Consider the following 23750-nt stretch of genomic DNA (forward strand, 5'->3'; position numbering starts at 1 on the left):
GCATGAGCACGCAGGACCCACGCACGCCGGACGGCTCCGCACAGGACCGGCTGACGCACCTCGACGAGGCGGGCGCCGCCCGCATGGTGGACGTGTCGGAGAAGGACGTGACCGCGCGCACCGCCCGTGCCAGCGGCCGCGTCCTCGTCTCGCCCCGGGTGATCGAGCTGCTGCGGGGTGAGGGCGTCCCCAAGGGCGACGCCCTCGCGACCGCGCGCATCGCCGGGATCATGGGCGCCAAGCGCACCCCCGATCTGATCCCCCTGTGCCACCCGTTGTCGGTGTCCGGTGTGAAACTGGACCTGTCGGTCGCGGACGACGCCGTGGAGATCCTGGCCACCGTGAAGACCACGGACCGCACGGGCGTCGAGATGGAGGCGCTCACCGCGGTCTCCGTCGCCGCGCTCACCGTGATCGACATGGTCAAGGCGGTCGACAAGGGAGCGGTCATCACGGACGTGAGGGTCGAGGAGAAGACGGGCGGCAAGTCGGGCGACTGGAGCCGGACATGACGTACCGCGCACTCGTCGTGACGGCGTCGAACCGGGCCGCCGCCGGCGTCTATGAGGACAAGGGCGGCCCGCTGATCGCCGAGGGCCTGAAGCGCTTCGGCTTCGAGGTCGAGGGCCCGCAGGTCGTGCCCGACGGCGACCCGGTGGAGGCGGCCCTGCGCGCCGGGGTCGAGGCCGGCTACGACGTCGTCGTCACCACCGGCGGCACGGGCATCTCGCCCACCGACCGCACCCCCGAGGCCACGCGCCGGGTGATCGACCACGAGGTGCCCGGCATCGCCGAGGCCATCCGGGCGTTCGGCCGGGAGAAGGTGCCGACCGCGGCGCTGTCCCGGGGGCTGGCGGGTGTGGCCGGGAGCACGCTGATCGTCAATCTGCCCGGATCCAGCGGCGGCGTGAAGGACGGCCTCGCCGTGCTGGAGCCGCTGCTGGTGCACGCCGTCGAGCAGCTGCGCGGCGGCGACCACCCCAGACCCGACGGGGGTGCGAGCTGAACAGCCCATCCTGGCCCGTCGAGCTGGTGGACGGCGACGTCGTCCTCAGGCCGATAAAACTGCGCGACCAGCGGGCGTGGCGCGAGGTCAACCGGCGCAACCGCGACTGGCTGCGCCCCTGGGAGGCGACGATCCCGCCGCCCACGCCGGGCGGGCCGATGGCGCACCGCCCGACCTTCCGCCAGATGGTCCGCCACCTGAGGTCGGAGGCGAACGCCGGCCGGATGCTGCCCTTCGTCATCGAGTACCAGGGGCGGCTGGTCGGGCAGCTGACGGTCGCCGGGATCACCTGGGGCTCGATGTGCTCGGGGCACGTCGGGTACTGGGTGGACGAGGCCGTGGCCGGGCGCGGGGTGATGCCGACGGCGGTGGCGCTCGTCGTCGACCACTGTTTCCGCACCGTCGGACTGCACCGCGTCGAGGTCTGCATTCGTCCCGAGAACGGCCCCAGCCGCCGGGTCGTCGAAAAGCTCGGATTCCGCGAGGAGGGGCTCCGGCCCCGTTATCTGCACATCGACGGGGCCTGGCGCGACCACCTCGTCTTCGCGCTCACGGCGGAGGAGGTGCCCGACGGTTTGCTCAGGCGCTGGCAGCGGGCACGATCCCAGAGTAATCCGGGAATGCGGCCGCACTCCGGAAATTGAATATGTGTTCGAAATTGATCGGCCGTTGACCGTCTCGGGGCGAGGAATTCCCGGCCTCGGTGGTGTGCTGATCGCATCAGTCGCAAAAAAAGTTCGAAATATCAGCCAGATCGTGCGACACACCGGCTCAATTGGCAGATGGCCTCACGCAAACCCCTCTACGGTGTGAGGCGTGAGCAGCAGCGGCCTCATCTACGCAGTCATCGTCGGGGCCTGGGCCGCCTACTTGGTGCCGATGTGGCTCCGTAGGCAGGACGAGCTGAACGAGGCCCGTCCGACGGAACGCTTCAGCACCGCCATCCGGCTTCTGTCCGGAAAGGCGGCCATGGAGCGCCGGTACGCCAAGGACCTGCAGGCGCGCTCCGCCGAGGAGGGGGAGCAGGACGCCGGCGACCCGGACGCCGTCACCGAGTCGGTGGACGTCCGGGCCTTCGCGGTGTCCAAGACCCGTCCCCAGACCCGGGCGCCCCTCCCGGAGCCCGCCCCGGAGCAGCCGGCCCGCCCGGCACCGCACGCGGCCCGTCCCGATCGCGGCACGGGCGGCGTGCCCGCCGCCCGGCGCGGCGCGCCGTCCCCGGCGGAGCAGGCGGCCGCGGCGCGGGCCCGGCGCTCGAAGGTGCTCGCGCGCCGCCGGCGCACCACCACCATGCTGTTCCTCGCCTTCACCCTCGGCGCGATCGTCGCCGCGGTCGGCGGCCTGGCGTTCCTGTGGGCCCCGGGCGTGCCCGCCGTGATGCTCAGCGTGTACATCGCGTACCTGCGCTCCCAGGAGCGCCGCCGCTTCGCCTACCAGATGGACCGCCGCCGGGCCGAGGCCGCCGCCCAGCGGCTGCGGGAGCGGCAGCGCCAGCCCCGCCGGCGCCCCCTGGCCGAGGACGAGGCCGACGAACCGGAGGAGGGACCCGAGCCGGCGACCGACCCCGGCCTGTCGGCCCTCGCGGCGGACCGGCGCGCCCTCGTCGAGCAGACCGACCACGCGGAGTGGGTCGACCAGCAGCGCGAGCGGCAGCGGCGGCCGGGCCAGGGCGACAGCTGGGAGCCGGTGCCGGTGCCCCTGCCGACCTACGTGACCGCGCCGGTCGCGCCCCGGGCGACGAGCGACGTCGACCTCGGCGCCCCCGACACCTGGAGCTCGGCGCGGTCCAGCGCGGTCGCCCCCGAGGCGGCGGACGACACCGCGGGCCCCGCGGACCCCGGCCCGGCGGCGGAGCCGCAGGCGCCGGAGGGGACGGACGGCGACGGACGCGGTGACGCCCTGCCGCCCGCCCGGAAGCGCGGCCGCGGCGCGAACCCCGCCGCGGCCTCCGCCCGGCGGGCCCGGGAGCGCGGCCGTACGCCGCTGTTCGACCAGTACGAGGACGGGGACCGGCCCCGGGCCGCCAACGAGTAGCCCCGCGCACCCGCGGGTCACCGGCTCCGGAACGGATTTTTATGCGGGCCGATCGGGGTGCTAGAGTTTCACTCGTTGCAAGGGCCTGTGGCGCAGTCCGGTAGCGCACCTCGTTCGCATCGAGGGGGCCAGGGGTTCAAATCCCCTCAGGTCCACGCAGCTTCGAGCCCCTGTCGGCGACAGCCGACAGGGGCTCTGCTCTGTTCGCGGGCCCCGAAGGGCCCGTCGGTCCGTCGGGGCGTCAGAGCCGCTTCGCGAAGCAGCGGCTGGCCTCGTGGTGGCGGTAGTAGCCGAACTTGGCGCACGGCTCGTAACCGCTGGACGTGTACAGGGCGATGGCCTCCGGCTGCTTGGTGCCCGTCTCCAGGACCATGCGGACCCGGCCGGCCGCGCGGGCGTCCTCCTCCAGCGCCGCCAGGATGCGGCGGGCCAGGCCCCGGCCGCGCATCTGCTCGATCACGTACATGCGCTTCAGCTCGGCGTCGCCGTCCAGGTTGCCCTCGTCGTTGGCGTCCTGGGCGCGCCAGCCGCCCGAGGCGACGGGCGTGCCGTCCGCGTCGTAGGCGATCAGGTAGATGCCGTTCGGCGGGTCGAAGTCCGCGACGGCCATGGGCGTGGCGTCGCCGTCGTCGCCGTAGCGGACGGCGTACTCGGCCTGGACCTGGTCGTTCAGCTTCATGGCGTCGGGGTGGTCGAAGGAGACCCGGCGTATGTGCATGCCGACCACCGTATGTGATCCGGAACTGGACTCCGTCCAGAGTGCCGGTATCGTGCCCGGGTGCTCACTGTGACCTCTGTGAATGTGAACGGGCTGCGGGCCGCCGCGAAGAAGGGCTTCGTGGAGTGGCTGGCCGAAACCGACGCCGACGTGCTGTGCCTGCAGGAGGTGCGCGCCGAGCCGGAGCAGCTGCCCGGGCACGTCCGCGCGCCCGAGGGGTGGCACGTGGTGCACGCGCCGGCCGCCGCCAAGGGCCGGGCCGGGGTGTCGCTGTACAGCCGGCGCGAGCCCGACCGGGTGCGGATCGGGTTCGGGTCCGCCGAGTTCGACGGCAGCGGACGGTATGTGGAGGCCGATCTGCCGGGGGTCACCGTCGCCTCCCTCTATCTGCCCTCCGGCGAGGTCGGCACCGAGCGGCAGGACGAGAAGGAGCGCTTCATGGGCGAGTTCCTCGCCCACCTCAAGGAACTGCGGGGGCGGGCCGCGGCCGAGGGGCGCGAGGTCCTCGTCTGCGGCGACTGGAACATCGCCCACACGACGGCCGACCTGAAGAACTGGCGCGGCAACCAGAAGTCCTCCGGCTTCCTGCCCGAGGAGCGCGAGTGGCTCGGCCGTGTGCTCGACCCGGCCGACGGCGGCTACGTCGACGTCGTGCGCGCCCTGCACCCGGACACCGAGGGGCCGTACTCGTGGTGGTCCTACCGCGGGCGGGCCTTCGACAACGACACCGGCTGGCGGATCGACTACCACATGGCGACCCCCGGGCTCGCCGGGCGGGCGGTCAAGGGGTTCGTGGAGCGCGCCGCCACGCACGCCGAGCGGTGGTCCGACCACGCGCCGGTGACCGTCGTCTACGACGGTCAGCCGGCCGCCGGCAGCCGCTGACCGTCAGGGCGTGCGCATCCTGCGGTCCAGGGCGAGCGACAGCTCCGCCTCCACCACGCTGCGCGCCAGGGGGCGCAGGCGGGGCAGGTCCGCAGCGGAGGCGTGGCGCAGGACGAGGTCGGTGAAGAGGCCGGCCAGGGCGTCGGTGTGGGTGCGGACCTCCTTGGCCGCGGCGAGCACGTCCGCGAGCGGGATGCCCTCGTGGACCAGGGCCGAGGAGACCTCCAGCAGGCGGCGGCTGATGTGGACGATCTCGTCGCCGTCGGTGCCGAGGTAGCCGAGGTCCATGGCGGCGGCCAGGTTCTCCGGGGTGGCCTCGCCCGCGAAGTGGTCGGCGAGCTCCTCGGGGGTGAGGTGGACCGGTTCCTCCTCGGTCGGGCCGCCCACGCCGAGCAGGTCGCCGACGTCCCGGCCGTGGTCGAATGCCTCGGCCAGTTCCGCGATGCCGCTGAGGGTGTGGCCGCGCTCCAGCAGGGCCGTGATCGTGCGCAGCCGGGCCAGGTGCTGGTCGTCGTACCAGGCGATGCGGCCCTCGCGGCGCGGTGGCGGGATCAGCTTGCGTTCGCGGTAGAAGCGCAGGGTGCGCACCGTGATCCCGGCCAGGCGGGCCAGCTCTTCCATGCGGTATTCACGCTTCTCGGCCACCTGGGCACCCTAAGCCGTACCGCGGGTAACTTCCTCGTCCTGCCCCCTACCCATCAGTACGCCGCTGCTCTACGCTCCCATTGCGCCAGTGTTCACTGGCACGGTTCTCGTGGTGTGTGGAGGTGTCGGCATGGGCGAGCGCGAACACGAGCATGTGCGCGTCGCGGTGGTCGGGTCCGGGTTCGGCGGGCTGGGGGCCGCCGTGCGGCTGCGCCGGGAGGGTGTCACCGACTTCGTCGTCCTGGAGCGGGCGAGCAGCGTCGGCGGCACCTGGCGGGACAACAGCTACCCTGGGTGCGCGTGTGACGTGCCGTCGCACCTGTACTCGTTCTCCTTCGCGCCCAACCCGGACTGGCCGCGCACCTTCTCCGGGCAGGAGCACATCCGGGCCTACCTGGAGCACGTCGCGGACACCTTCCGGCTGCGGCCGCACATCCGCTTCGACTCGGAGGTGAAGCGGATGACGTGGAACGCCGAGCGGCTGTGCTGGGACATCGAGACCAGCAGCGGGAACCTCTCCGCCGACCTCGTCGTGTCGGCCACGGGCCCGCTGTCCGACCCGAAGGTGCCGGACATCCCCGGCCTGGACTCCTTCCCCGGCAAGGTCTTCCACTCCGCCCGCTGGGACCACGACTACGACCTGCGCGGCAAGCGCGTCGCCATGGTGGGCACCGGCGCCTCGGCCATCCAGATCGTGCCGGCCATCCAGCCGGACGTCTCCCGGCTCACCCTCTTCCAGCGCACCCCGCCCTGGGTCATGCCCCGGATGGACCGGGCCATCAGCGACGCCGAGCGGTGGCTGCACCGGCAGCTGCCCTTCACCTCGCAGCTGCGGCGCGGACTGCTGTGGGGCATCCGGGAGTTGCAGGTCCAGGCGTTCACCAAGCGCCCGAACGAGCTGGGCTTCGTCGAGCAGCTCGCCAAGCGCAACATGGCCCGGGCCATCAAGGACCCGGCGCTGCGGGCCAAGCTCACGCCCGACTACCGCATCGGCTGCAAGCGGATCCTGCTGTCCAGCGAGTACTACCCGGCGCTCGCGCGGCCCAATGTGGACGTCGTCGCCAGCGGCCTGGCCGAGGTGCGCGGCTCGACCCTCGTCGCCGCCGACGGCAGTGAGGCCGAGGTGGACGCGATCGTGTTCGGCACCGGCTTCCACGTCACCGACATGCCCATCGCCGAACGGGTCGTGGGCGCCGACGGGCGCACCCTCGCCGAGACCTGGAAGGGCGGCATGGAGGCCCTGCGCGGCGCCTCCGCGGCCGGCTTCCCGAACTGGATGACGATCATCGGACCCAACACGGGCCTGGGGAACTCCTCGATGATCCTGATGATCGAGTCCCAGCTGAACTACCTCGCCGACTACGTCCGCCAGCTGGACGTGCTCGGCGGCCGGGTCGCCCTCGACGCCCGCCCCGAGGCCGTGCGCGGCTGGAACCACCGGGTGCAGGAGCGCATGAAGCGGACCGTGTGGAACACCGGCGGCTGCACCAGCTGGTACCTCGACGCCAACGGCCGCAACACCACCATCTGGCCCGGCACGACCGCCGAGTTCCGGCGCGAGACGCGCCGGGTGGACCTCACCGAGTACGACGTGCTGCGGGCCCCCGGGACCGGGCGGAGCCAGGCGCGGGGTGAGCGGAAGGCCGAGGTGGACGCGTGAGCCGTCTCCTGCCCGTCGCGTCCGGGCCCTACGCCCCGCCCGCCCCCGTGCGCGAGCTGACCGCCGTCTCCGCCGACGGTGCCCGGCTGCACGTCGAGATCCACGGGCCCGAGTTCGCGCCCGCCGTCGTCCTCGCCCACGGCTGGACCTGCTCGACCGCCTTCTGGGCGGCCCAGATCCGCGAACTGGCCGCCGACCACCGGGTCATCGCCTACGACCAGCGCGGCCACGGCCGCAGCCCCGCGAGCCCGGCGTGCAGCACCGACGCGCTCGCCGACGACCTGGAAGCCGTCCTGGAAGCCACCCTCTCGCCGGGCGAACGGGCCGTGATCGCCGGGCACTCCATGGGCGGCATGACCGTCATGGCGGCCTCCGCGCGGCCCGCCTTCCGGGCGCACGCCGCCGCCGTCCTGCTGTGCAGCACGGGCAGTTCGCAGCTGGTGGCCGCCTCCACCGTCGTGCCCATGCGGCCCGGGCCGGTGCGCACCTGGCTCACCCGGCGGATCCTCGGCTCCCGCGCTCCGCTCGGGCCGGTCACGCCCCTGGCCCGCCGGATCCTCAAGTACGGGACCATGGGCCCCGCTTCGGCCCCGGACATGGTCGAGGCGTGCGCCCGGATCGTGCACGCCTGCCCCCGCACGGTCCGCTACGGCTGGTCGCGGGTGCTGGACCTGCTCGACCTCGACCACGCCGTGCGGGACCTGACCGTGCCCACGGCCGTCCTGGTCGGCACGGCGGACCGGCTGACCCCGCCGGCGCAGGCCCGGGCCCTGTGCGAGGCGCTGCCGGACTGCACCGGGTTCACCGAACTGCCCGGCATCGGCCACATGGCCCCGATCGAGGCGCCGGAGCAGGTCACCGGGAAGATGCGCGAACTCGTCACCACCCACATCGAGGCCGTAACCGAGGAGAGCGCATGAGCAGGGTGAACCTTGAGGGCAAGGTCGCCGTGGTGACCGGGGCGGCGCGCGGCGTCGGGGAGCTGCTGGCGCGCAAGCTGTCCGCGCGCGGCGTGCGGATCGCCCTGGTCGGCCTGGAGCCGGACGCGCTCAAGCAGGTCTCCGCGCGGCTGCACAGCGACAGCGAGCACTGGCACGCCGACGTCACCGACCACGAGGCGATGGCCCGGGTCGCCGAGGAGGTGAAGGAGCGCTTCGGCCGGGTCGACATCGTCGTCGCCAACGCCGGTGTGGCGACCGGGGGTCCGTTCGCCGACTCCGACCCGGAGTCCTGGCGGCGGGTGATCGAGGTCAACCTGGTCGGCTCGGCGGTGACCGCCCGCGCGTTCCTGCCGATGCTGCTGGACAGCCGCGGCTACCTGCTGCAGATCGCCTCCCTCGCGGCGATCACCCCGGCGCCGATGATGACCGCGTACTGCGCCTCCAAGTCGGGCGTGGAGGCGTACGCGCACAGTCTGCGCGCCGAGGTCGGGTACCGGGGCGTGAAGGTCGGCGTCGGGTACCTGTCGTGGACCGACACCGACATGGTGCGCGGGGCCGACCAGGAGGACGTCATGCGGGAGTTGCGGCAGCGGCTGCCCTGGCCGTCCAACAAGACCTACCCGCTGGGCCCGGCCGTGGACCGGCTCGTGGCCGGGATCGAGCGGCGGTCGAGCCACGTCTACGGGCAGTGGTGGCTGCGCGGGATGCAGGGGGTGCGCGGCTATCTGCCCGCGGTCATCGGGACGGTGGGCCAGCGCGAGATGCGGCGGTTCGCCGACCGGCTGACGGGCATGCGAACGGGCCTGGTCGGAGCCGGTGGTGCCGCCGACGAGCAGCAGCGCACTACGGTGCGTGAGTGATCGACATGCGCAGCGTCACGACCCGTGTGAATCTGATCGAGCCAGATCCCCTCACCCCCAACGGGAGTGAACCCACATGGGTATGAAGGACCAGTTCCAGGAGAAGTCCGAGCAGTTCCAGAACCAGGCCCGTCAGAAGGCGGACCAGGCTCGCGAGCAGATGCAGGGCCGCGGCCGCCGGCGCGACGAGGACATGGACCCCTCGCAGCCGCAGCGCGACCGTGAGCGCGAGCGCGAGCACGAGGACCGCTTCGACCAGGACTACGACGCCTGACGTTGCGTGCTGAGCGGACCGGGGCGCCCCGTTGCGGGGCGCCCCTTTCCCCTGCCGGTCACCTCCGGGGCGGCAGCTTCGGACGGGAGCGGTCCGGCACGTCGCGGTAGGTCGGCGGTGTCGCCGGCGGGTCGGTCTCCAGCAGTCCCAGGGCGAGTTCGACCGCGTCGGCCAGCTGTGCGTGCCGCCCCTCGGCCCAGTCCAGCGGGGTGCGCAGGACGTCGATGTCGGGCGCGACACCCCTGTTCTCCACCGACCAGCCGTAGGCGTCGAACCAGGCCGCGTTCATCGGCACCGTGATCACCGTGCCGTCGCCCAGCTCGTGCCGGCCGGTCATGCCCACCACCCCGCCCCAGGTGCGCTGCCCCACCACGGGCCCCAGCTTCAGCAGTCGGAACGCGGCGGTGATCATGTCGCCGTCGGAGGAGGTCGCCTCGTCGGCCAGGGCCACCACCGGGCCGCGCGGCGCGTTCGAGGCGTACGAGACGGGCTGGGCGTCACGGGTCAGGTCCCAGCCGAGGATCCTGCGGCTCAGCGTCTCGACGACCAGCTCGCTGATGTGCCCGCCGGCGTTGCCGCGCACGTCCACGATCAGCGCGGGCCGGGACACCTCCATGCGCAGGTCCCGGTTGAACTGCGCCCAGCCGGAGCCGCCCATGTCCGGGATGTGCAGATAGCCGCAGCGGCCCCCGCTCAACTCGCGGACCACCGCCCGCCGTTTGGCCACCCAGTCCTGGTAGCGCAGCGGCCGCTCGTCGACCAGCGGCACGACGGCGACCCGCCGGGGCGGGCCCGCGCCCTCGGCGGGTGAGAAGGTCAGCTCCACCGTCGTCCCGCCCGCACCGGCCAGCAGCGGGTAGGGGCCCGCGAGGGGATCCACCGGGCGGCCGTCGACGTGGGTGAGGACCGCGCCCTCCCGGATGCCCGTACCGGCGAGCGGGGAGCGGGCCTTGGAGTCGGAGGAGTCACCGGGCAGGATCCGCCGGACGGTCCAGCCGCCGTCCCGGCGGACGAGGTTGGCGCCGAGCAGGCCCTGGCGGCGCTGGTAGTGCGGCGGCCCCTCGTTGCGCCGGGCGGCGGTGACGTAGGCGTGGGAGGTGCCCAGTTCACCGAGCACCTCGCGCAGCAGGTCGGCGAACTCGTCCGGGGAGGCGACCCGTTCGACCAGCGGACGGTACTGGTCCAGGATCGCGTCCCAGTCGATGCCGCACATGCCCGGATCCCAGAAGTGGGCCCGGATCAGCCGCCCGGCCTCGTCGTACGCCTGCCGCCACTGAGCCGCCGGGTCGACCGTGTGCAGGATGCGGCGGGCGTCGATCCACACCGTGGAGTCGGAGTCGCCCGGCTCGTTCGCGGGTACCGCGCGCAGTTCGCCCTCGTCGACGACCACCAGCCGGCTGCCGTCGCCGCTGACCGCGAACCAGTCGAGCTGCTGGGCGAGTTCGGACTTCTTGGCCTTGGTGAGGGCGAAGTGCTCCAGGGTGGGCCGGCCGCTGGTGTCGTCCGGGTTGGCGAACGTCTCGCCCAGCGCGCCCGAGATCGGCCAGCGCAGCCACACCAGTCCGCCGCCGGCCACCGGGTGCAGCGCCGAGTACTTGGAGGCGGCCACCGGGAACGGCGTCACCCGGCTCTCCAGCCCTTCGGCCTCGACGGTCACGGCCCCGCTCTCGCCGTTCCCGTCGTCCTCCACCGGGTCCAGGCCCCCGGCGGCCGGGCGGCCCTCGGGGTTCACCGCGAAGGGGGATGGCGTCGCCGAGGACAGCGGCACGAGGTAGGGGCGGCAGCCCAGCGGGAAGGACAGGTCGCCGGTGTGCACGTCGTAGACCGGGTCGAAGCCGCGCCAGGACAGGAAGGCCAGGTAGCGGCCGTCGCGGGTGAACACCGGGTTCTCGTCCTCGAAGCGGCCGTTGGTGACGTCCACGACGAACCGGTCCTTGATGCGGGCCAGCTTGACCTGCCGCAGCGTGCGCCCGATGCCCGGGTGCGACCAGGTCAGCCACGCCCCGTCGGGGGAGAACGCGAGGTCGCGCACGGGGCCGTTGACCGACCTGATCAGCTCGGTGACCCCGCCGTCGCCGTCCTCGCCGACGTCGACGAGGAGGAGCCGCCCGTCGTGCGCGGCGACCGCCAGGCGTTCGCCCTCGGGGTCGGAGACCAGCTCGCGCACCCGGCCCAGCGTGCCCGGCGAGAGCCGCCGGGGGGTGCGGTCGCCGCTCGCCCGGGGCAGGAAGGCGATCTCGACGGCGTCCTCGCCCTCCGCGTCCGTCACGTACGCCACCCGCCCGCTCGCGCCGAGCATCTCCGGCAGGCGCACCCGGACGCCCGGGGTGTCGGTGAGGGTGCGGGCGGGACCGTCCCGGTGGGTCAGCCAGTACAGGCTGCCGTGCACGACGACCGCGCTCGCCCGGCCGGTCTCGTCGACGGAGAGCCCGTCGACGTGCCGGGCGGCCGCCACCTGGTACGGGCGCCGCCCCGCGCGCGGCCCGTCCAGCCGTACGTCCAGCCGGCGCGGCTCGGCGTCCGGGGACAGGTCCTCCACCAGCCACAGGTCGCCCGCGCACTGGTACACCACCCGTGTTCCGTCGCTGGCGGCGTGCCGGGCGTAGAAGGCGTCGTGGTCGGTGTGGCGGCGCACGTCGGTGCCGTCGTGGGCACAGGAGTAGAGGTTGCTGACGCCCTCGTGGTCGGAGAGGAAGGCGATCCGGCCGCCGACGAACATGGGGGAGTGCAGATGGCCGCCGAGGCCTTCGAGCAGGCGTTCGCCGTGCAGCCACAGCCGGCCCGTGGCGCCGCCCCGGTAGCGCTTCCAGGCGGCCGGTTCGTGCGGGGGCGTGCCGGTGAGCAGCAGCGTCCTGCGTTCCCCGTCCAGGTCGGCCACCTGGATGTCGGAGACCGGCCCCCAGGGCAGCTTGCGGCCCGGGTCGCCGTCGGGGGAGACCTTGTAGGCCCAGGTGAAGTAGGAGAACGGCTCGCCGTGCGAGGCGACGGCCAGGATCTCGCCGTCCGGGGTCCAGCCGCACACCCGGGTGTCGGTGCTGCCCCAGTGGCTCAGCTGCCGGCCCGGGCCGCCGTCCACCGGGACCAGGTGGACCTCGGGCACCAGGCTGCGCCAGCTCGTGCAGGCGAGGTGGCGGCCGTCGGGCGAGAAGCGCGGGTGGCCCACCTTGGTGCGGTCGACGGTGAGCCGCCAGGCGCGGCCCGGACCGTCGAGCGGGGCGAGCCAGAGGTCGTCCTCGGCGACGAAGCACAGCAGGTCGTCATGGAGATGCGGCAGACGCAGATAGGTCACCCGACCATGCTTTGCCCGGGTGCGGACCGCAGCAAGTCAGGACAAATCCGCCGCCGTGATCCAGCACACGTACGAAACGGTTTCGTTTCTGTGCCGGGGTGCGCTATCGTCGTGGTGTACGAAACCGTGTCGTTCGGAACAGGAAGGTGAGTCGGATGGCTGAGGTCGCCACCGCGCGTCGCAGTCGGATCACCCCCGAGCGCGAGGCCGAGCTGTACGCGGCCGTGCTCGACCTGCTCCGCGAAGTCGGCTACGACGCCCTCACCATGGACGCCGTGGCCGCTCGCACCCGGTCCAGCAAGGCCACGCTCTACCGCCAGTGGGGCGGCAAGCCCGAGCTGGTGGCCAAGGCGATCCGGCACAACAAGCCGGGCAGCATCGCCGACGTCGACACGGGAACCCTGCGCGGCGACCTGCACGCCCTCACCGCACGTGAGGACGACTGCGCCATGCAGCAGAACGCCGCGCTGATGCGGGGCCTGTTCATGGCGGTGCACGGCAACCCGGACCTCCTCCAGGCGTTCAAGGAACTGCTCATCGAGCCCGAGATGGAGGAGTTCCGCCGGGTGGTGCAACGGGCCGTCGACCGCGGCGAGGTCCCGGCCGGCCGGCCGGCGCTGGACTACATCGTGCACATGCTCGTCGGCGCCTTCGCCACGCGCACGCTGATCGACGATCAGCCGCCCACCCAGGCGTTCCTCACCTCGTACATCGACGCCGTGGTCCTCCCCGCCCTCGGCGTCCCCACCACCGACTAGTCCCCTTCCCGCTAGCCCTCCACCTGACGTCACCGCTCACGTCGTCGGGCTGATCACCCCTGCCCTGAAGACCCTCACGACCTGACCGGGAGTACGCCCTCGTGGCCACATTCCTCTACAAACTCGGCCGGCTCTCGTTCCGGCGGCGCCACGTCATCGCCCTGATATGGGTGGCCCTGCTGACCCTCGCCGGAGTCGGCGCGGCCGGCGCCCCCGCCGCGGGCAACAGCTCGTTCTCCATCCCCGGAACCGAGGCCCAGAAGGCCTTCGACCTGCTGGAACAGCGCTTCCCCGGCACCAGCGCCGACGGGGCCACCGCACGCGTGGTCTTCAAGGCGCCGAGCGGCGAGAAGATGACCGACCCGGGCAACAAGGCGACGGTGCGCGAGACCGTCAAGGAGCTGTCCGACGGCTCCGAGGTCGCCCGCGTCACCGACCCGTACCAGGCCAAGGCCGTCAGCAAGGACGGCACGATCGCCTACGCGCAGGTGTCGTACAAGGTCTCCGGCATGGAGCTCGACGACGCCTCCAAGGACGCCCTGGAGGACTCCGCGCAGGACGCGCGCGAGGCCGGGCTGACCGTCGAGATCGGCGGTGACGCGCTGCAGGCCGTGCCGCACACCGGATCCAGCGAGATCATCGGCATCGCGGTCGCCGCGGTCGTCCTCGTCATCACCTTCGGTTCGCTGGTCGCGGCCGGACTGCCGCTGCTCACCGCGCTCATCGGCGTGGGCATCGGGGTCTCCGGCATCACGGCCCTGGCGAGCGCCCTGGACCTGGGCAGCACCACCTCCACCCTCGCGATGATGATCGGCCTCGCGGTCGGCATCGACTACGCCCTGTTCATCGTCTCCCGCTACCGCGCCGAACTGGCCGAGGGCCGCGAGCGCGAGGAGGCGGCCGGCCGGGCCGTCGGCACGGCGGGCTCCGCCGTGGTGTTCGCCGGCCTGACCGTGGTGATCGCCCTGGTGGGCCTGTCCGTCGTCAACATCCCGATGCTGACGAAGATGGGTGTCGCGGCGGCCGCCACGGTGGCCATCGCCGTCCTGATCGCCCTCACCATGATCCCCGCCCTGCTCGGCTACGCCGGACGCAAGGTCAGGCCGGCCGGGGAGAAGAGCAGGCTGTTCGGCCGGGCCAGGGCGCAGGACGCGCCGGCCAAGCCGAACCTGGGCAGCCGCTGGGCGAGCTTCGTGGTGCGCCGCCCGGTCGCGGTCCTGCTGCTCGGCGTCGTCGGCCTCGGCGCGGCCGCCGTCCCGGCCGCGAGCCTGGAACTGGGCCTGCCCGACGACGGCTCCCAGCCCACCTCCACCACTCAGCGCCGCGCCTACGACCTGCTGTCCGAGGGCTTCGGGCCGGGCTTCAACGGCCCGCTGATGGTCGTGGTCGACGCCAAGGGCAGCGGCGACCCGAAGGCCGCCTTCACCGCGGTCGGCGACGAGATCAAGGGCCTGAAGGACGTCGTCACGGTGACGCCGCCCGCGCCGAACAAGGCCGGTGACACCGCCACCATCACCGTCGTCCCGGCCTCCAAGCCGTCCTCCGTCACCACCGAAGACCTGGTGCACGGCATCCGGGACGCGGGCACGGAGGTCAGGGCCGACACCGGCGCGAACGTCCTGGTCACCGGCAGCACGGCCATGAACATCGACGTCAGCCAGAAGCTCAACGACGCCCTCGTGCCCTACCTGGTCCTGGTCGTCGGCCTGGCCTTCCTGCTCCTGATCGTGGTGTTCCGCTCGATCCTCGTCCCGCTGAAGGCGGCCCTCGGCTTCCTGCTGTCGGTGATGGCGGCGCTCGGCGCGGTCGTCGCGGTCTTCCAGTGGGGCTGGCTGTCCGGCCTCATGGGCGTCGAGCAGACCGGGCCCGTCATGTCGATGATGCCGATCTTCATGGTCGGCGTGGTCTTCGGCCTGGCCATGGACTACGAGGTGTTCCTCGTGACCCGGATGCGGGAGGCCTACGTCCACGGCGAGAAGCCGGCCCAGGCCGTCGTGACCGGCTTCCGGCACGGCGCACGGGTCGTCAGCGCCGCCGCGGTCATCATGATCGCCGTCTTCGCCGGCTTCATCGGCTCCTCCGAGTCGATGGTCAAGATGATCGGCTTCGGCCTCGCGATCGCGGTCTTCTTCGACGCGTTCGTCGTGCGCATGGCCATCGTCCCGGCCGTCCTGGCCCTCCTCGACCGCAAGGCCTGGTGGCTGCCCGGGTGGCTCGACCGGGCCCTGCCGAACGTCGACGTCGAGGGCGAGGGCCTGCGCGCCGCCTCCGGCGACGACGACGGAGACAGGCAACTGGTCCGCGTCTGACGGATCGTCAGAAACCTGCCGGTGAGGGCGCACTGTGGGACGGTGCGTCCTCACCGGCCTTTCACCCGGGCACCTCGACTTCGGCCCACACCGTCTTGCGCGGGTGCGGCCCCGGTGTCACGCCCCAGCGGCCGGCGAGGGCGGCCACGACGAGGAGGCCCCGGCCCGTGGTGGCGTCCGGGGCCGGCCGGGTGGCGTGGGGAAGCAGGTCGCCGCGCGTGTCCGTGACCTCGATGCGGAGGGTGCCGCCGACGACGTAGAGCGTCAGCCGGAAGTCCCGGCCGGGCACGCGGCCGTGGGTGGCGGCATTGGCCGCGAGTTCGGCGACGATCTGCTCGGCGGGGTCCGACGGCACGTCCCACGCACGCAGTTGCTCCACGGCGAGGAGCCGGGCGAGCCGCGCGCCCCGGGGCGTCGGGGAGAGCAGAAGGCTGAGGTTGCGGATGGTGGTCTCCTGGTCCATGTGACTCAGCGTGGCCGAGTCCGGGCGCCGTGACCGGCGACTGCGGGCGGGCGTACCGCTGTTGTCCCGACCTTGTCTCGTGCTGTCCCGGCTGTCCCGGTCGTTGTACGGGTACGGCTGCGCGATGGAGGTGGGGTATGAACGAGGCTGTCGACGAGGCCGGCTGGGATGTCGAGCCGGGCGACGAGATCGAGCCGCTGGTCCAGGCGGTGGGCAAGCTGCTGAAGGTGTGCCGGGAGGCGGCGGGCCTGCGGGTCACCGAGCTGGGCGACATGCTCGGCTACGGCGAGGACATGATCCGCAAGATGGAACGGGGGGCGCGGATTCCCCGGCCGGAGTACCTGGACAGGGCGGACCGGGTGCTGAACGCCCAGGGGCATCTGAGGGCGTTCACGAAGGACATGGAGCGGGCCCGGTATCCGAAGAAGGTGCGGGAACTGGCGGAGCTGGAGGGGCGGGCGGTGGAGATGCTGCTCTACAGCAATCACAACATCCACGGGCTGCTGCAGACGCCGGAGTATGCGAGGGCGTTGTTCGAGATGCGGCAGCCCGCCCTCTCTGCCGACGTGATCGAGCGGGAGGGCGCCGCACGCATGGCTCGAAAGTCCGTCTTCGAGCGGGACCCCGTGCCGGATCTCAGTTTTGTCCAGGAACAGGTGACGCTCGAACGCCCCCTCGGGGGCAAGATGGTGTTGCGTCGCCAACTCGAACACCTGCTGGAGATGGCCAAGTTGCGAAATGTGTCGCTCCAAGTCATGCCGACAGACCGGGAAGAGCACGCGGGTACGCAAGGCCTGATCGAGGTGCTGAAGTTCGCCGACGGCACGGCCATCGGGCGTTCCGAGGGCGCGTTCAACGGACGTCCGGTCTCAAGCCCCCGTGACCTACGGGTCCTTGAACTGCGCTATGGCATGATCCGGGCGCAGGCTCTCACGCCGCGGGAGTCGCAGACCTTTATCGAGCAAGTCCTGGAGAGACTATGAGCACGCCGGAACTGCACTGGTTCAAGAGCAGCTACAGCAGCAGCAGCGAGCCCGGCGACTGCGTCGAGGTCGCCCACACGCCCGCCGTGATCCACGTCCGCGACTCCAAGACCCCGGGGTCTCCCCACGTGACGGTAGTCCCCGCCACGTGGGAGTCGTTCCTCGCGTACGTCGCCGAGTGACAGCCGGACCTCCCACGCCGCCTGTGGGAGACGACGGCGTGGTGGGAGTTCGCGGACGTCCCCGCTGAGGACGGCGCCGCCTGAGAAACCGGCTCGCGTGTCCGATACACGCACCGCTAGCGTGCCCGCATGACGACGACAGCCGCCACTGACGCCGGCAGCTCCGGAGCGCACCCCCGGTTCGCGCGTGCCCTGCGCGACCTCGGGCTCGACGAACTCGAAGGGCGCGTACGGCGTTTCCCCGAGGCCACCCGCACCGCCGCCGAGGCCGCCGCCGCGCTCGGATGCGAACTGAGCCAGATCTGCAAGTCCCTGATCTTCGCGGCGGACGGGGTGCCCGTGCTCGTCCTGATGGACGGCGCCTCCCGCGTCGACGTCGAGCGCGTGCGCCGGGAACTCGGCGCGGAACAGGTCACCCGGGCCAAGGCGGAGGTCGTGCGGGAGACCACCGGGTACGCCATCGGCGGCGTGCCGCCCTTCGGGCACCGCACCAGGACCCGCGTCCTCGCCGACCGCTCCCTGCTCGCCCACGACATCGTCTGGGCCGCTGCCGGGACCCCGTACACCGTCTTCCCCATGGCGCCGCGGGACCTCGTCGCCCACGCCGGCGGCACGCTCGTGGACGTGCGCGAGCGCACCTCGTGACACCGCTGGTCACCGCCGCGGTCCTGCTCGCCGCCGTGACCCACGCCGCCTGGAACGCCCTCGCCCACAAGATCACCGACAAGCTCGCCGGCTTCGCGCTGATCTCGGGCGGCGGACTGGTGATCGGGCTGGCCCTGACGCCGTTCGCCGCGTTCCCGGCGGCCGCGGCCTGGCCGTACCTGCTGTCCTCGGCCGTCATCCACATCGCCTATTACGCGCTGCTGATGACGTCCTTCCGGCTGGGGGACTTCGGCCAGGCCTACCCCCTCGCGCGCGGCACCGCGCCCCTGGTCGTGACCGTGCTCGCCGCCCTGCTCGCCGACGAGGTGCCCGACGCCCGGGCCGCCGCGGGCATCGCCCTGGCCTGTGCCGGGCTGACCGGCGTCGCCCTGTGGGGGCTGCGCGGGCACCGGCCCGACCGGGCGGCGGTCGGGGCGGCCCTGGCGACCGGGCTGACGATCGCCGCGTACACCGTCGTCGACGGGCTGGGCGTGCGCGCCTCCGGGTCCTCCCTGGGGTACATCGCCTGGCTCATGGCGGTGCAGGGGACGGTGCTCCCGGCGTACGTCCTGTGGCGCCGGCGCGGCGGGACGGTGGCGGCCCTGCGGCCCTTCGCCGCGCTCGGACTGACCGGGGCGGCCCTGTCCGTCGCCGCCTACGCGCTGGTGCTGTGGGCCCAGACCAGGGCCCCACTCGCCCCTGTCGCGGCCCTGCGCGAGTCGTCGGTCGTCGTGGGCGCGGTGATCGGGGCCGTGTGCTTCAAGGAGCGGTTCGGGGGGCCGAGGATCGCGGCGGCCGGGCTGCTCGTCGTCGGTATCGGGCTGATGCTGCACGCCGGTTAGCCCCGGGCGGGACGGGTGCGTCGGGCGGGTGCGAGGAGCACCCTGGAACTAGACGCTCCGGAGGTGATCCACATGATGCACACCACGACGGGATGGCACGTCGAGCTGGAGTTCATGGAGGACGACCAGCACACCCGCGCGGCCGCGATGGTCCGGCTGCCCGACGGCACCGAGGTACGGGCGCACGGGCACGCCAGCCGGCACCGGTCCGACCCGAATCAGCCCCGGGTCGGGGAGGAGATCGCCGGTGCGCGGGCGCTCAACGAACTGGCCATGCAACTGCTGACCAAGGCGCACGAGGAGATCGACCAGGCGTCCGGGCGGACCTCCCACCCGATCCACGTCTAGCGGGGCTCAGGCGGACTGCCGGCCCAGTACGTCCCGCACCGCCCGCACCAGCGCCTGCGCCCGCGGGTCCGCCGTCACCGTCTTGCGGAAGCCGTTGGTGACGTAGCCGAAGGCGATCCCCGTCTCCGGGTCGGCGAAGCCGAGGGCGCCGCCGCGGCCCGGGTGCCCGAAGGAGCCGGGGGCGAGGAAGGGGGAGGCGGTGCCGTGCAGCATGTAGCCGAGGCCGAAGCGGGTGCCGACCACCAGCACCCGGTCCGGGCCCGCCGACTCCTCGGCCCGGGCCAGTTCCACCGTCTCCGGCGTGAACAGCCGGGCGGCACCGGCGGTGTCGCCGATCAGCGCCGCGTAGAAGCGGGCCAGTCCCTCCGCCGTCGCGACGGCGTTGGTCGCGGGCAGGGCCGCCGCGAGGTAGGCGGGGTCGTTCTGCTCCGGGAACGGGGTGATCGCCGCGAACGCGCGGCGGGTGAGGGACTCCGGGTCCTGGTAGGCCTCGGTGACCGAGCGCTTGGGCCGGGCGCGCAGCCCGCCGGCCGGCTCGGGTCCCTCGACGCGGCCCACGCGCCCGGCCCGCCCCGCCTCCGCCGCCGGCAGGCCGAGCCACAGGTCGATCCCGAGCGGGCCGGTGACCTGCGCGGCCAGCCACTCGCCGGTGCCCTGCCCGGTGACGCGCCGCACCAGTTCGTCGACCAGCCAGCCGTAGGTCAGCGCGTGGTAGCCGTGGTCGGTGCCCGGCTCCCAAACCGGGGTCTGCGCGGCGACGGCCTCCGGGCCCCGCAGCGGGTCGAGGGCCTCCTCGGGCGTGAGGGGCCGGTCCAGGACCGGGAGCCCGGCGCGGTGGTTCAGCACGTGCCGGACCAGCACCCGCTCCTTGCCCCGTGCCTTGAACTCCGGCCAGTAGTGCCCCACCGGGGCGTCCAGGTCCAGCAGCCCGCGCTGGCGCAGCAGCAGCAGGACGGCCGCGGCGACGCCCTTGGTCGCCGAGCGCACCACCTGGGCGGTGCCCCGCTCCCAGGGGGCCGTGCCGTCGACGTCCTTGGTGCCGGCCCACAGGTCGACGACCGGGCGCCCGTCCCGCAGCACGGCGACCGCCGCGCCCCGCTCCCCGAGGGCGTCGAAGTTCCGCGCGAACGCTTCCCTGACCGGCTCGAAGCCCTCGGCCACTGTGCCGTGCACGTCCACGTCCCTGACTCCTCCTCGTCGCGCCGGTTCGCTCCCCTTCACCCAAGCAGGATGGTCACGTCGATGTTCCCGCGGGTCGCGTTCGAGTACGGGCACACCTCGTGGGCCGCGTCCACCAGCCGGGTCGCGAGGCCGGGGTCGACGACCGGCAGGGAGACGGCGAGGGCGACCGCGAGGCCGTAGCCGCGCTGCCGGTTGGGGCCGATGCCGACCTTCGCGGAGACCGTGGAGCCGGTGAGGTCGTAGCCCTCGCGGTTGCCCACCAGGATCAGGGCGTTGTGGAAGCAGGAGCTGTAGCCGGCCGCGAAGAGCTGTTCGGGGTTGGTGCCGTCGCCGTCGCCGCCGAGCTGCGCGGGCATCGCGACCTTGAGGTCGAGCTGCCCGTCCTGGCTGGTGACATAGCCCTCGCGGCCGCCGTGCGCGGTGGCCTCGGCGACGTACACGATCTTCGTGGGCCGGGTGTCTCCGGCGGTTTCGGCGGTGGCAGCGGTGGCTTCGGTCATGGCGGGCCTTCCCCAGGAACAGATGCGCGCAAGTACATCGTGCACAAGGTACTGACCAGTAACCCGCCTGGGGCACCAGGGGGTGGCAACCGGGGGTAACCCGGCAGCGGGATCAGCGGGCCCGGTCCGCCGCCGCGTCCGCCCGCTCCGCCAGCTGACCCAGCTCCGCGCGCAGCCGCGCGACCTGTGCCGCGTCCAGCCCCGTCGCGGCGAGCAGCGCGCCGGGCACCCGGGCGGCCCGCTCGCGCAGTTCCTCCCCGCGCCCGGTCAGCGCCACGCGCACCGACCGCTCGTCCCGCACCGACCGGGCACGCCGCAGCAGACCCGCCGACTCCAGCCGTTTCAGCAGCGGCGAGACGGTGCCGTAGTCGAGGCGCAGGGCCGCGGCCAGTTCCTTGACCGAGGTCTCGCCGCGCTCCCAGAGCACGAGCAGGACGAGGTACTGGGGATAGGTGAGGCCGAGGTCGTCGAGGAGCGGACGGTAGGCGGCCGTCACCGCGCGCTGGGCGGCGTACAGCGCGAAGCACAGCTGCTGGTCCAGCAGCAGCGACGCGTCGCTCTCCTCGTTCGTCACGCGCCCATTGTCACGGACGGGCGGGCGCGGCCGGCACGGAACGCGGATCGAAGCCGAACGGCAGCTCCAGGCGGTTCGCCCGCATCAGCTCCTCGTCGGAGAGCAGCCCGGCGGTCGGCCCGTCCGCCGCGATCACGCCCTCGCTGAGGATCAGGGAGCGCGGGCACAGCTCCAGCGCGTAGGGCAGGTCGTGCGTGACCATCAGCACGGTCACGTCCAGGGAGCGCAGGATGTCGGCCAGCTCGCGGCGGGAGGCGGGGTCGAGGTTGGAGGACGGCTCGTCCAGGACGAGGATCTCCGGCTCCATCGCCAGCACCGTCGCGACGGCCACCCGGCGGCGCTGCCCGAAGGACAGGTGGTGCGGCGGCCGGTCCTTGAACTCCGCCATCCCGACCCGCTCCAGCGCCGACTGCACGCGCCGCTCCAGCTCCGGGCCCTTCAGCCCGGCCGCCGCCGGCCCGAACGCCACGTCCTCGCGGACCGTCGGCATGAACAGCTGGTCGTCCGGGTCCTGGAAGACGATGCCGACCCGCCGCCTGACCTCGGCCATGTTCCGCTGGTCCACCGGCAGCCCGGCCACCCGCACCGTGCCGGCGCCGCCGGTGAGGATGCCGTTCAGATGCAGCACCAGGGTCGTCTTGCCGGCGCCGTTGGGGCCGAGCAGCGCGACCCGCTCGCCGCGCGCGATCGAGAAGTCGACCCCGAACAGGGCCTGGTGCCCGTCGGGGTAGGCGAAGGCGAGGCCGGAGACCTCGAGGGAAGCAGTCACAGGGTCCATCCCAGCAGACAGACGGCGAGAGCGGCGCCCGGGAGGGCGAGGGCGTACGACCACTGCGCCCGGGTCGCGGTCACCTCGTCGATGACCGGCATGGAACCGGCGTACCCGCGGCTGAGCATGGCCAGGTGCACGCGCTCGCCGCGCTCGTAGGAACGGATGAACAGCGCGCCCGCCGACGTGGCGAGCACGCCCCAGTGGCGCACGCCCCGCGCCTCGAAGCCGCGCGACTCCCGGGCGATCCGCATGCGGCGCATCTCGTCCGTGACGACGTCGCCGTAGCGGATCATGAAGGACGCGATCTGCACGAGCAGCGGCGGGAGCCTGAGCCGCTGCAGGCCGAGGAGGAGTTCGCGCAGCTCGGTGGTGGCGGCGAGCAGGACGGACGCGGCGACGCCGAGCGTGCCCTTGGCGAGCACGTTCCAGGCGCCCCACAGGCCGTTCACGCTCAGGGACAGCCCGAGCACCTCGACCCGCTCGCCCTCCGCCACGAACGGCATCAGCACCGCGAACGCCACGAACGGCACCTCGATCAGCAGCCGCCGGAGCAGGAAGGCGGCGGGCACCCGCGCGAGGTACGCCACGCCCCCGAGCAGCACGGCGTACAGCCCGAACGCCCACATGGCCTCCCGCGGTGTCGACACCACGACCACCACGAAGGCGAACACGGCCGCCAGCTTGGTGTGCGGGGGCAGGCCGTGCACGGGCGAGTGCCCGTGCCGGTAGAGCCTGTGCGCGTGCCCGGCACCCATGTCAGACGCGCTTCCCGGCGGGCTCCTCCACGGACCCCTCCACGGCGGTGGGCGAGGCGTCGGCGGTACGGCGGCGGCGCACCGCCCAGAACACGCCCGTGCCGGCGACGACCGTCACCCCCACGCCGATGACCCCGGCCAGCCCGCCGGACAGGCGCGCGTCGTCGACGTCCTTGACGCCGTAGTCGGCGAGCGGGGAGTCCGCGACGGCGTGCTCCTCGGCCTTCTTGTCGATGCCGTGGTCGGCGGCGACCTTCTCCAGCCCGTCCGGGTCGGCGGAGGCGTAGAAGCTGACGAATCCGGCGAGGACGAGCGAGGTGACCAGGCCGGTGATCCACAGCGTGCGCCGTGAGGTGCGGGCGGCGGCGGGCGCGGGCCCGGCCTGCGGCGCGTCGACCAGCTCGCCGCCGACCCGCAGCTTCAGCCGCTGCTCCAGCCCGCGCGCCCCGTGCACGAGATCCGGCCGCACGGCGACGACCGCACCCACCGTCAGGGCGGTGATCACGGCCTCGCCGAGCCCGATGAGGACGTGCACGCCGACCATGGCGGTGGCGACCTTGCCGATCGAGACGTCGGTGGTGCCGCCGACGGCGTACATCAGCGTGAAGGCGACGGCGGCGGCCGGCACGGACACCAGGGCGGCGACGAAGGAGGCCGCGGTGACCGAGCGGCGGGAGCGGGGCAGCACCTTCACCAGGCTGCGGAAGAGGGCGTAGGCCACCACCACGGTGACGATCCCCATGTTGGTGATGTTGACGCCGAGCGCCGTCAGACCGCCGTCGGCGAAGAGGATGCCCTGCATGAGCAGCACCACGGACACGCACAGGACGCCCGTGAAGGGCCCCACGAGGATCGCGGCCAGCGCGCCGCCGAGCAGATGGCCGCTGGTCCCCGCCGCGACGGGGAAGTTGAGCATCTGCACCGCGAAGATGAACGCCGCGACGAGACCGGCCAGCGGCGCCGTGCGCTCGTCGAGCTCACGCCGTGCGCCGCGCAGGCTCACGGCGACGGCGCCCGCGGCGATCACACCGGTGGCCGCGGAGGTGGGGGCGTCGATGAATCCGTCAGGTACATGCACCGTTCGATGATGTGGCTAGATGCGAACGATATGCAAGAGCGTGCTCC

Annotated in this window: 26 protein-coding genes and 1 tRNA gene; 17 read left to right on the top strand and 10 right to left on the bottom strand. The window is 73.0% G+C overall.

The features are described 5' to 3' along the window. Positions 1 to 2 precede the first annotated feature (2 nt). The 5 genes from moaC to ACIGAN_RS17240 all read left to right on the top strand — a co-directional run bounded on the left by moaC (position 3) and on the right by ACIGAN_RS17240 (position 3195). A complete protein-coding gene (gene moaC, locus ACIGAN_RS17220) occupies positions 3 to 512 on the top strand; it encodes a cyclic pyranopterin monophosphate synthase MoaC (RefSeq protein WP_365095167.1) in 510 nt (169 codons plus the stop codon). Next, positions 509 to 1006, top strand: coding sequence for a MogA/MoaB family molybdenum cofactor biosynthesis protein (locus tag ACIGAN_RS17225; protein ID WP_365095164.1), 498 nt, complete (start codon positions 509 to 511; stop codon positions 1004 to 1006). The genes moaC and ACIGAN_RS17225 overlap by 4 nt, the downstream gene beginning before the upstream one ends. 26 nt (positions 1007 to 1032) lie before the next feature. Beyond that, positions 1033 to 1650, top strand: coding sequence for a GNAT family N-acetyltransferase (locus ACIGAN_RS17230; protein ID WP_365095161.1), 618 nt, complete (start codon positions 1033 to 1035; stop codon positions 1648 to 1650). Positions 1651 to 1822: 172 nt separating this feature from the next. After that, complete coding sequence (gene glpR / locus ACIGAN_RS17235; RefSeq protein ID WP_365735969.1) at positions 1823 to 3040, top strand: divisome protein SepX/GlpR; 1218 nt, start codon at positions 1823 to 1825, stop codon at positions 3038 to 3040. An 81-nt stretch (positions 3041 to 3121) separates the two neighbouring features. Next, positions 3122 to 3195, top strand: a tRNA-Ala gene (locus ACIGAN_RS17240). Between the two features lie 86 nt (positions 3196 to 3281). Here the strand turns inward: ACIGAN_RS17240 and ACIGAN_RS17245 are convergent. Further along, positions 3282 to 3758, bottom strand: coding sequence for a GNAT family N-acetyltransferase (locus tag ACIGAN_RS17245; RefSeq protein WP_399858344.1), 477 nt, complete (start codon positions 3756 to 3758; stop codon positions 3282 to 3284). Between the two features lie 60 nt (positions 3759 to 3818). Here ACIGAN_RS17245 and ACIGAN_RS17250 point away from each other — a divergent pair, with 60 nt between their 5' ends. Beyond that, on the top strand, positions 3819 to 4643 hold the full coding sequence (locus ACIGAN_RS17250) for an exodeoxyribonuclease III (protein ID WP_399858346.1): 825 nt from the start codon (positions 3819 to 3821) through the stop codon (positions 4641 to 4643). Between the two features lie 3 nt (positions 4644 to 4646). Here the strand turns inward: ACIGAN_RS17250 and ACIGAN_RS17255 are convergent, their stop codons facing one another. Beyond that, positions 4647 to 5288 (bottom strand): MerR family transcriptional regulator, encoded by a 642-nt coding sequence (locus ACIGAN_RS17255; protein ID WP_399858349.1) that lies wholly within the window; start codon positions 5286 to 5288, stop codon positions 4647 to 4649. Positions 5289 to 5418: 130 nt separating this feature from the next. Here ACIGAN_RS17255 and ACIGAN_RS17260 point away from each other — a divergent pair, with 130 nt between their 5' ends. The 4 genes from ACIGAN_RS17260 (at position 5419) to ACIGAN_RS17275 (ending at position 9023) form a co-directional block, all read left to right on the top strand. After that, on the top strand, positions 5419 to 6948 hold the full coding sequence (locus ACIGAN_RS17260) for a flavin-containing monooxygenase (protein ID WP_399858352.1): 1530 nt from the start codon (positions 5419 to 5421) through the stop codon (positions 6946 to 6948). After that, on the top strand, positions 6945 to 7868 hold the full coding sequence (locus ACIGAN_RS17265) for an alpha/beta fold hydrolase (RefSeq protein ID WP_399858354.1): 924 nt from the start codon (positions 6945 to 6947) through the stop codon (positions 7866 to 7868). The genes ACIGAN_RS17260 and ACIGAN_RS17265 overlap by 4 nt, the downstream gene beginning before the upstream one ends. Beyond that, positions 7865 to 8749 carry an SDR family oxidoreductase gene (locus ACIGAN_RS17270; protein WP_365735978.1) on the top strand — a complete coding sequence of 295 codons (885 nt, stop codon included), beginning with the start codon at positions 7865 to 7867 and terminating at the stop codon, positions 8747 to 8749. Before ACIGAN_RS17265 ends, ACIGAN_RS17270 begins: the two co-directional genes overlap by 4 nt. 76 nt (positions 8750 to 8825) lie before the next feature. Then, on the top strand, positions 8826 to 9023 hold the full coding sequence (locus ACIGAN_RS17275) for a hypothetical protein (RefSeq protein WP_351359440.1): 198 nt from the start codon (positions 8826 to 8828) through the stop codon (positions 9021 to 9023). A 58-nt stretch (positions 9024 to 9081) separates the two neighbouring features. On the opposite strand, the gene ACIGAN_RS17280 is transcribed toward ACIGAN_RS17275, so the two are convergent. Beyond that, complete coding sequence (locus tag ACIGAN_RS17280) at positions 9082 to 12312, bottom strand: S41 family peptidase (RefSeq protein ID WP_399858358.1); 3231 nt, start codon at positions 12310 to 12312, stop codon at positions 9082 to 9084. 155 nt (positions 12313 to 12467) lie between these two features. Between ACIGAN_RS17280 and ACIGAN_RS17285 the strand changes: the two genes are divergently transcribed. Next, positions 12468 to 13070 (top strand): TetR/AcrR family transcriptional regulator, encoded by a 603-nt coding sequence (locus tag ACIGAN_RS17285; protein WP_399858361.1) that lies wholly within the window; start codon positions 12468 to 12470, stop codon positions 13068 to 13070. A gap of 101 nt (positions 13071 to 13171) precedes the next feature. Beyond that, a complete protein-coding gene (locus ACIGAN_RS17290; RefSeq protein WP_399858363.1) occupies positions 13172 to 15379 on the top strand; it encodes an MMPL family transporter in 2208 nt (735 codons plus the stop codon). Between the two features lie 61 nt (positions 15380 to 15440). On the opposite strand, the gene ACIGAN_RS17295 is transcribed toward ACIGAN_RS17290, so the two are convergent. Then, positions 15441 to 15842 (bottom strand): ATP-binding protein, encoded by a 402-nt coding sequence (locus ACIGAN_RS17295; RefSeq protein ID WP_365735985.1) that lies wholly within the window; start codon positions 15840 to 15842, stop codon positions 15441 to 15443. Between the two features lie 137 nt (positions 15843 to 15979). On the opposite strand from ACIGAN_RS17295, the gene ACIGAN_RS17300 reads away from it, so the two are divergent. The 5 genes from ACIGAN_RS17300 to ACIGAN_RS17320 all read left to right on the top strand — a co-directional run bounded on the left by ACIGAN_RS17300 (position 15980) and on the right by ACIGAN_RS17320 (position 18842). Beyond that, a complete protein-coding gene (locus tag ACIGAN_RS17300; protein ID WP_365735986.1) occupies positions 15980 to 16825 on the top strand; it encodes a helix-turn-helix domain-containing protein in 846 nt (281 codons plus the stop codon). Beyond that, on the top strand, positions 16822 to 17007 hold the full coding sequence (locus ACIGAN_RS17305) for a DUF397 domain-containing protein (RefSeq protein WP_399858365.1): 186 nt from the start codon (positions 16822 to 16824) through the stop codon (positions 17005 to 17007). Before ACIGAN_RS17300 ends, ACIGAN_RS17305 begins: the two co-directional genes overlap by 4 nt. Before the next feature lie 129 nt (positions 17008 to 17136). Beyond that, complete coding sequence (locus ACIGAN_RS17310; RefSeq protein WP_399858367.1) at positions 17137 to 17652, top strand: YbaK/EbsC family protein; 516 nt, start codon at positions 17137 to 17139, stop codon at positions 17650 to 17652. Next, complete coding sequence (locus ACIGAN_RS17315; protein ID WP_399858370.1) at positions 17649 to 18494, top strand: EamA family transporter; 846 nt, start codon at positions 17649 to 17651, stop codon at positions 18492 to 18494. The genes ACIGAN_RS17310 and ACIGAN_RS17315 overlap by 4 nt, the downstream gene beginning before the upstream one ends. A gap of 72 nt (positions 18495 to 18566) precedes the next feature. Next, positions 18567 to 18842 carry a DUF1876 domain-containing protein gene (locus ACIGAN_RS17320; RefSeq protein WP_365095111.1) on the top strand — a complete coding sequence of 92 codons (276 nt, stop codon included), beginning with the start codon at positions 18567 to 18569 and terminating at the stop codon, positions 18840 to 18842. Between the two features lie 6 nt (positions 18843 to 18848). On the opposite strand, the gene ACIGAN_RS17325 is transcribed toward ACIGAN_RS17320, so the two are convergent. The 6 genes from ACIGAN_RS17325 to ACIGAN_RS17350 form a co-directional block, all read right to left on the bottom strand. Then, the gene (locus ACIGAN_RS17325) at positions 18849 to 20021 is read right to left on the bottom strand and encodes a serine hydrolase domain-containing protein (RefSeq protein WP_399858373.1); all 1173 of its coding nucleotides are present in this window, start codon (positions 20019 to 20021) and stop codon (positions 18849 to 18851) included. A 38-nt stretch (positions 20022 to 20059) separates the two neighbouring features. Continuing rightward, on the bottom strand, positions 20060 to 20524 hold the full coding sequence (locus ACIGAN_RS17330; RefSeq protein ID WP_399858375.1) for an organic hydroperoxide resistance protein: 465 nt from the start codon (positions 20522 to 20524) through the stop codon (positions 20060 to 20062). 112 nt (positions 20525 to 20636) lie between these two features. Further along, positions 20637 to 21098: a MarR family winged helix-turn-helix transcriptional regulator gene (locus ACIGAN_RS17335; RefSeq protein WP_365095102.1), complete on the bottom strand. Its 462-nt coding sequence runs from the start codon at positions 21096 to 21098 to the stop codon at positions 20637 to 20639. Between the two features lie 10 nt (positions 21099 to 21108). Continuing rightward, positions 21109 to 21876, bottom strand: a complete 768-nt coding sequence (locus ACIGAN_RS17340) for an energy-coupling factor ABC transporter ATP-binding protein (protein ID WP_365735997.1) — start codon at positions 21874 to 21876, stop codon at positions 21109 to 21111. Next, positions 21864 to 22625, bottom strand: a complete 762-nt coding sequence (cbiQ, locus tag ACIGAN_RS17345) for a cobalt ECF transporter T component CbiQ (protein ID WP_399858378.1) — start codon at positions 22623 to 22625, stop codon at positions 21864 to 21866. The genes ACIGAN_RS17340 and cbiQ overlap by 13 nt, the downstream gene beginning before the upstream one ends. Position 22626: 1 nt before the next feature. Next, entirely contained in the window at positions 22627 to 23703 is a 1077-nt protein-coding gene (locus tag ACIGAN_RS17350) for an energy-coupling factor ABC transporter permease (protein WP_399858380.1), read from the bottom strand. Positions 23704 to 23750: the final 47 nt, after the last annotated feature.

The organism is Streptomyces sp. NPDC085931 (assembly GCF_044540565.1).
In the GTDB taxonomy this organism is placed as follows: Bacteria; Actinomycetota; Actinomycetes; order Streptomycetales; family Streptomycetaceae; genus Streptomyces.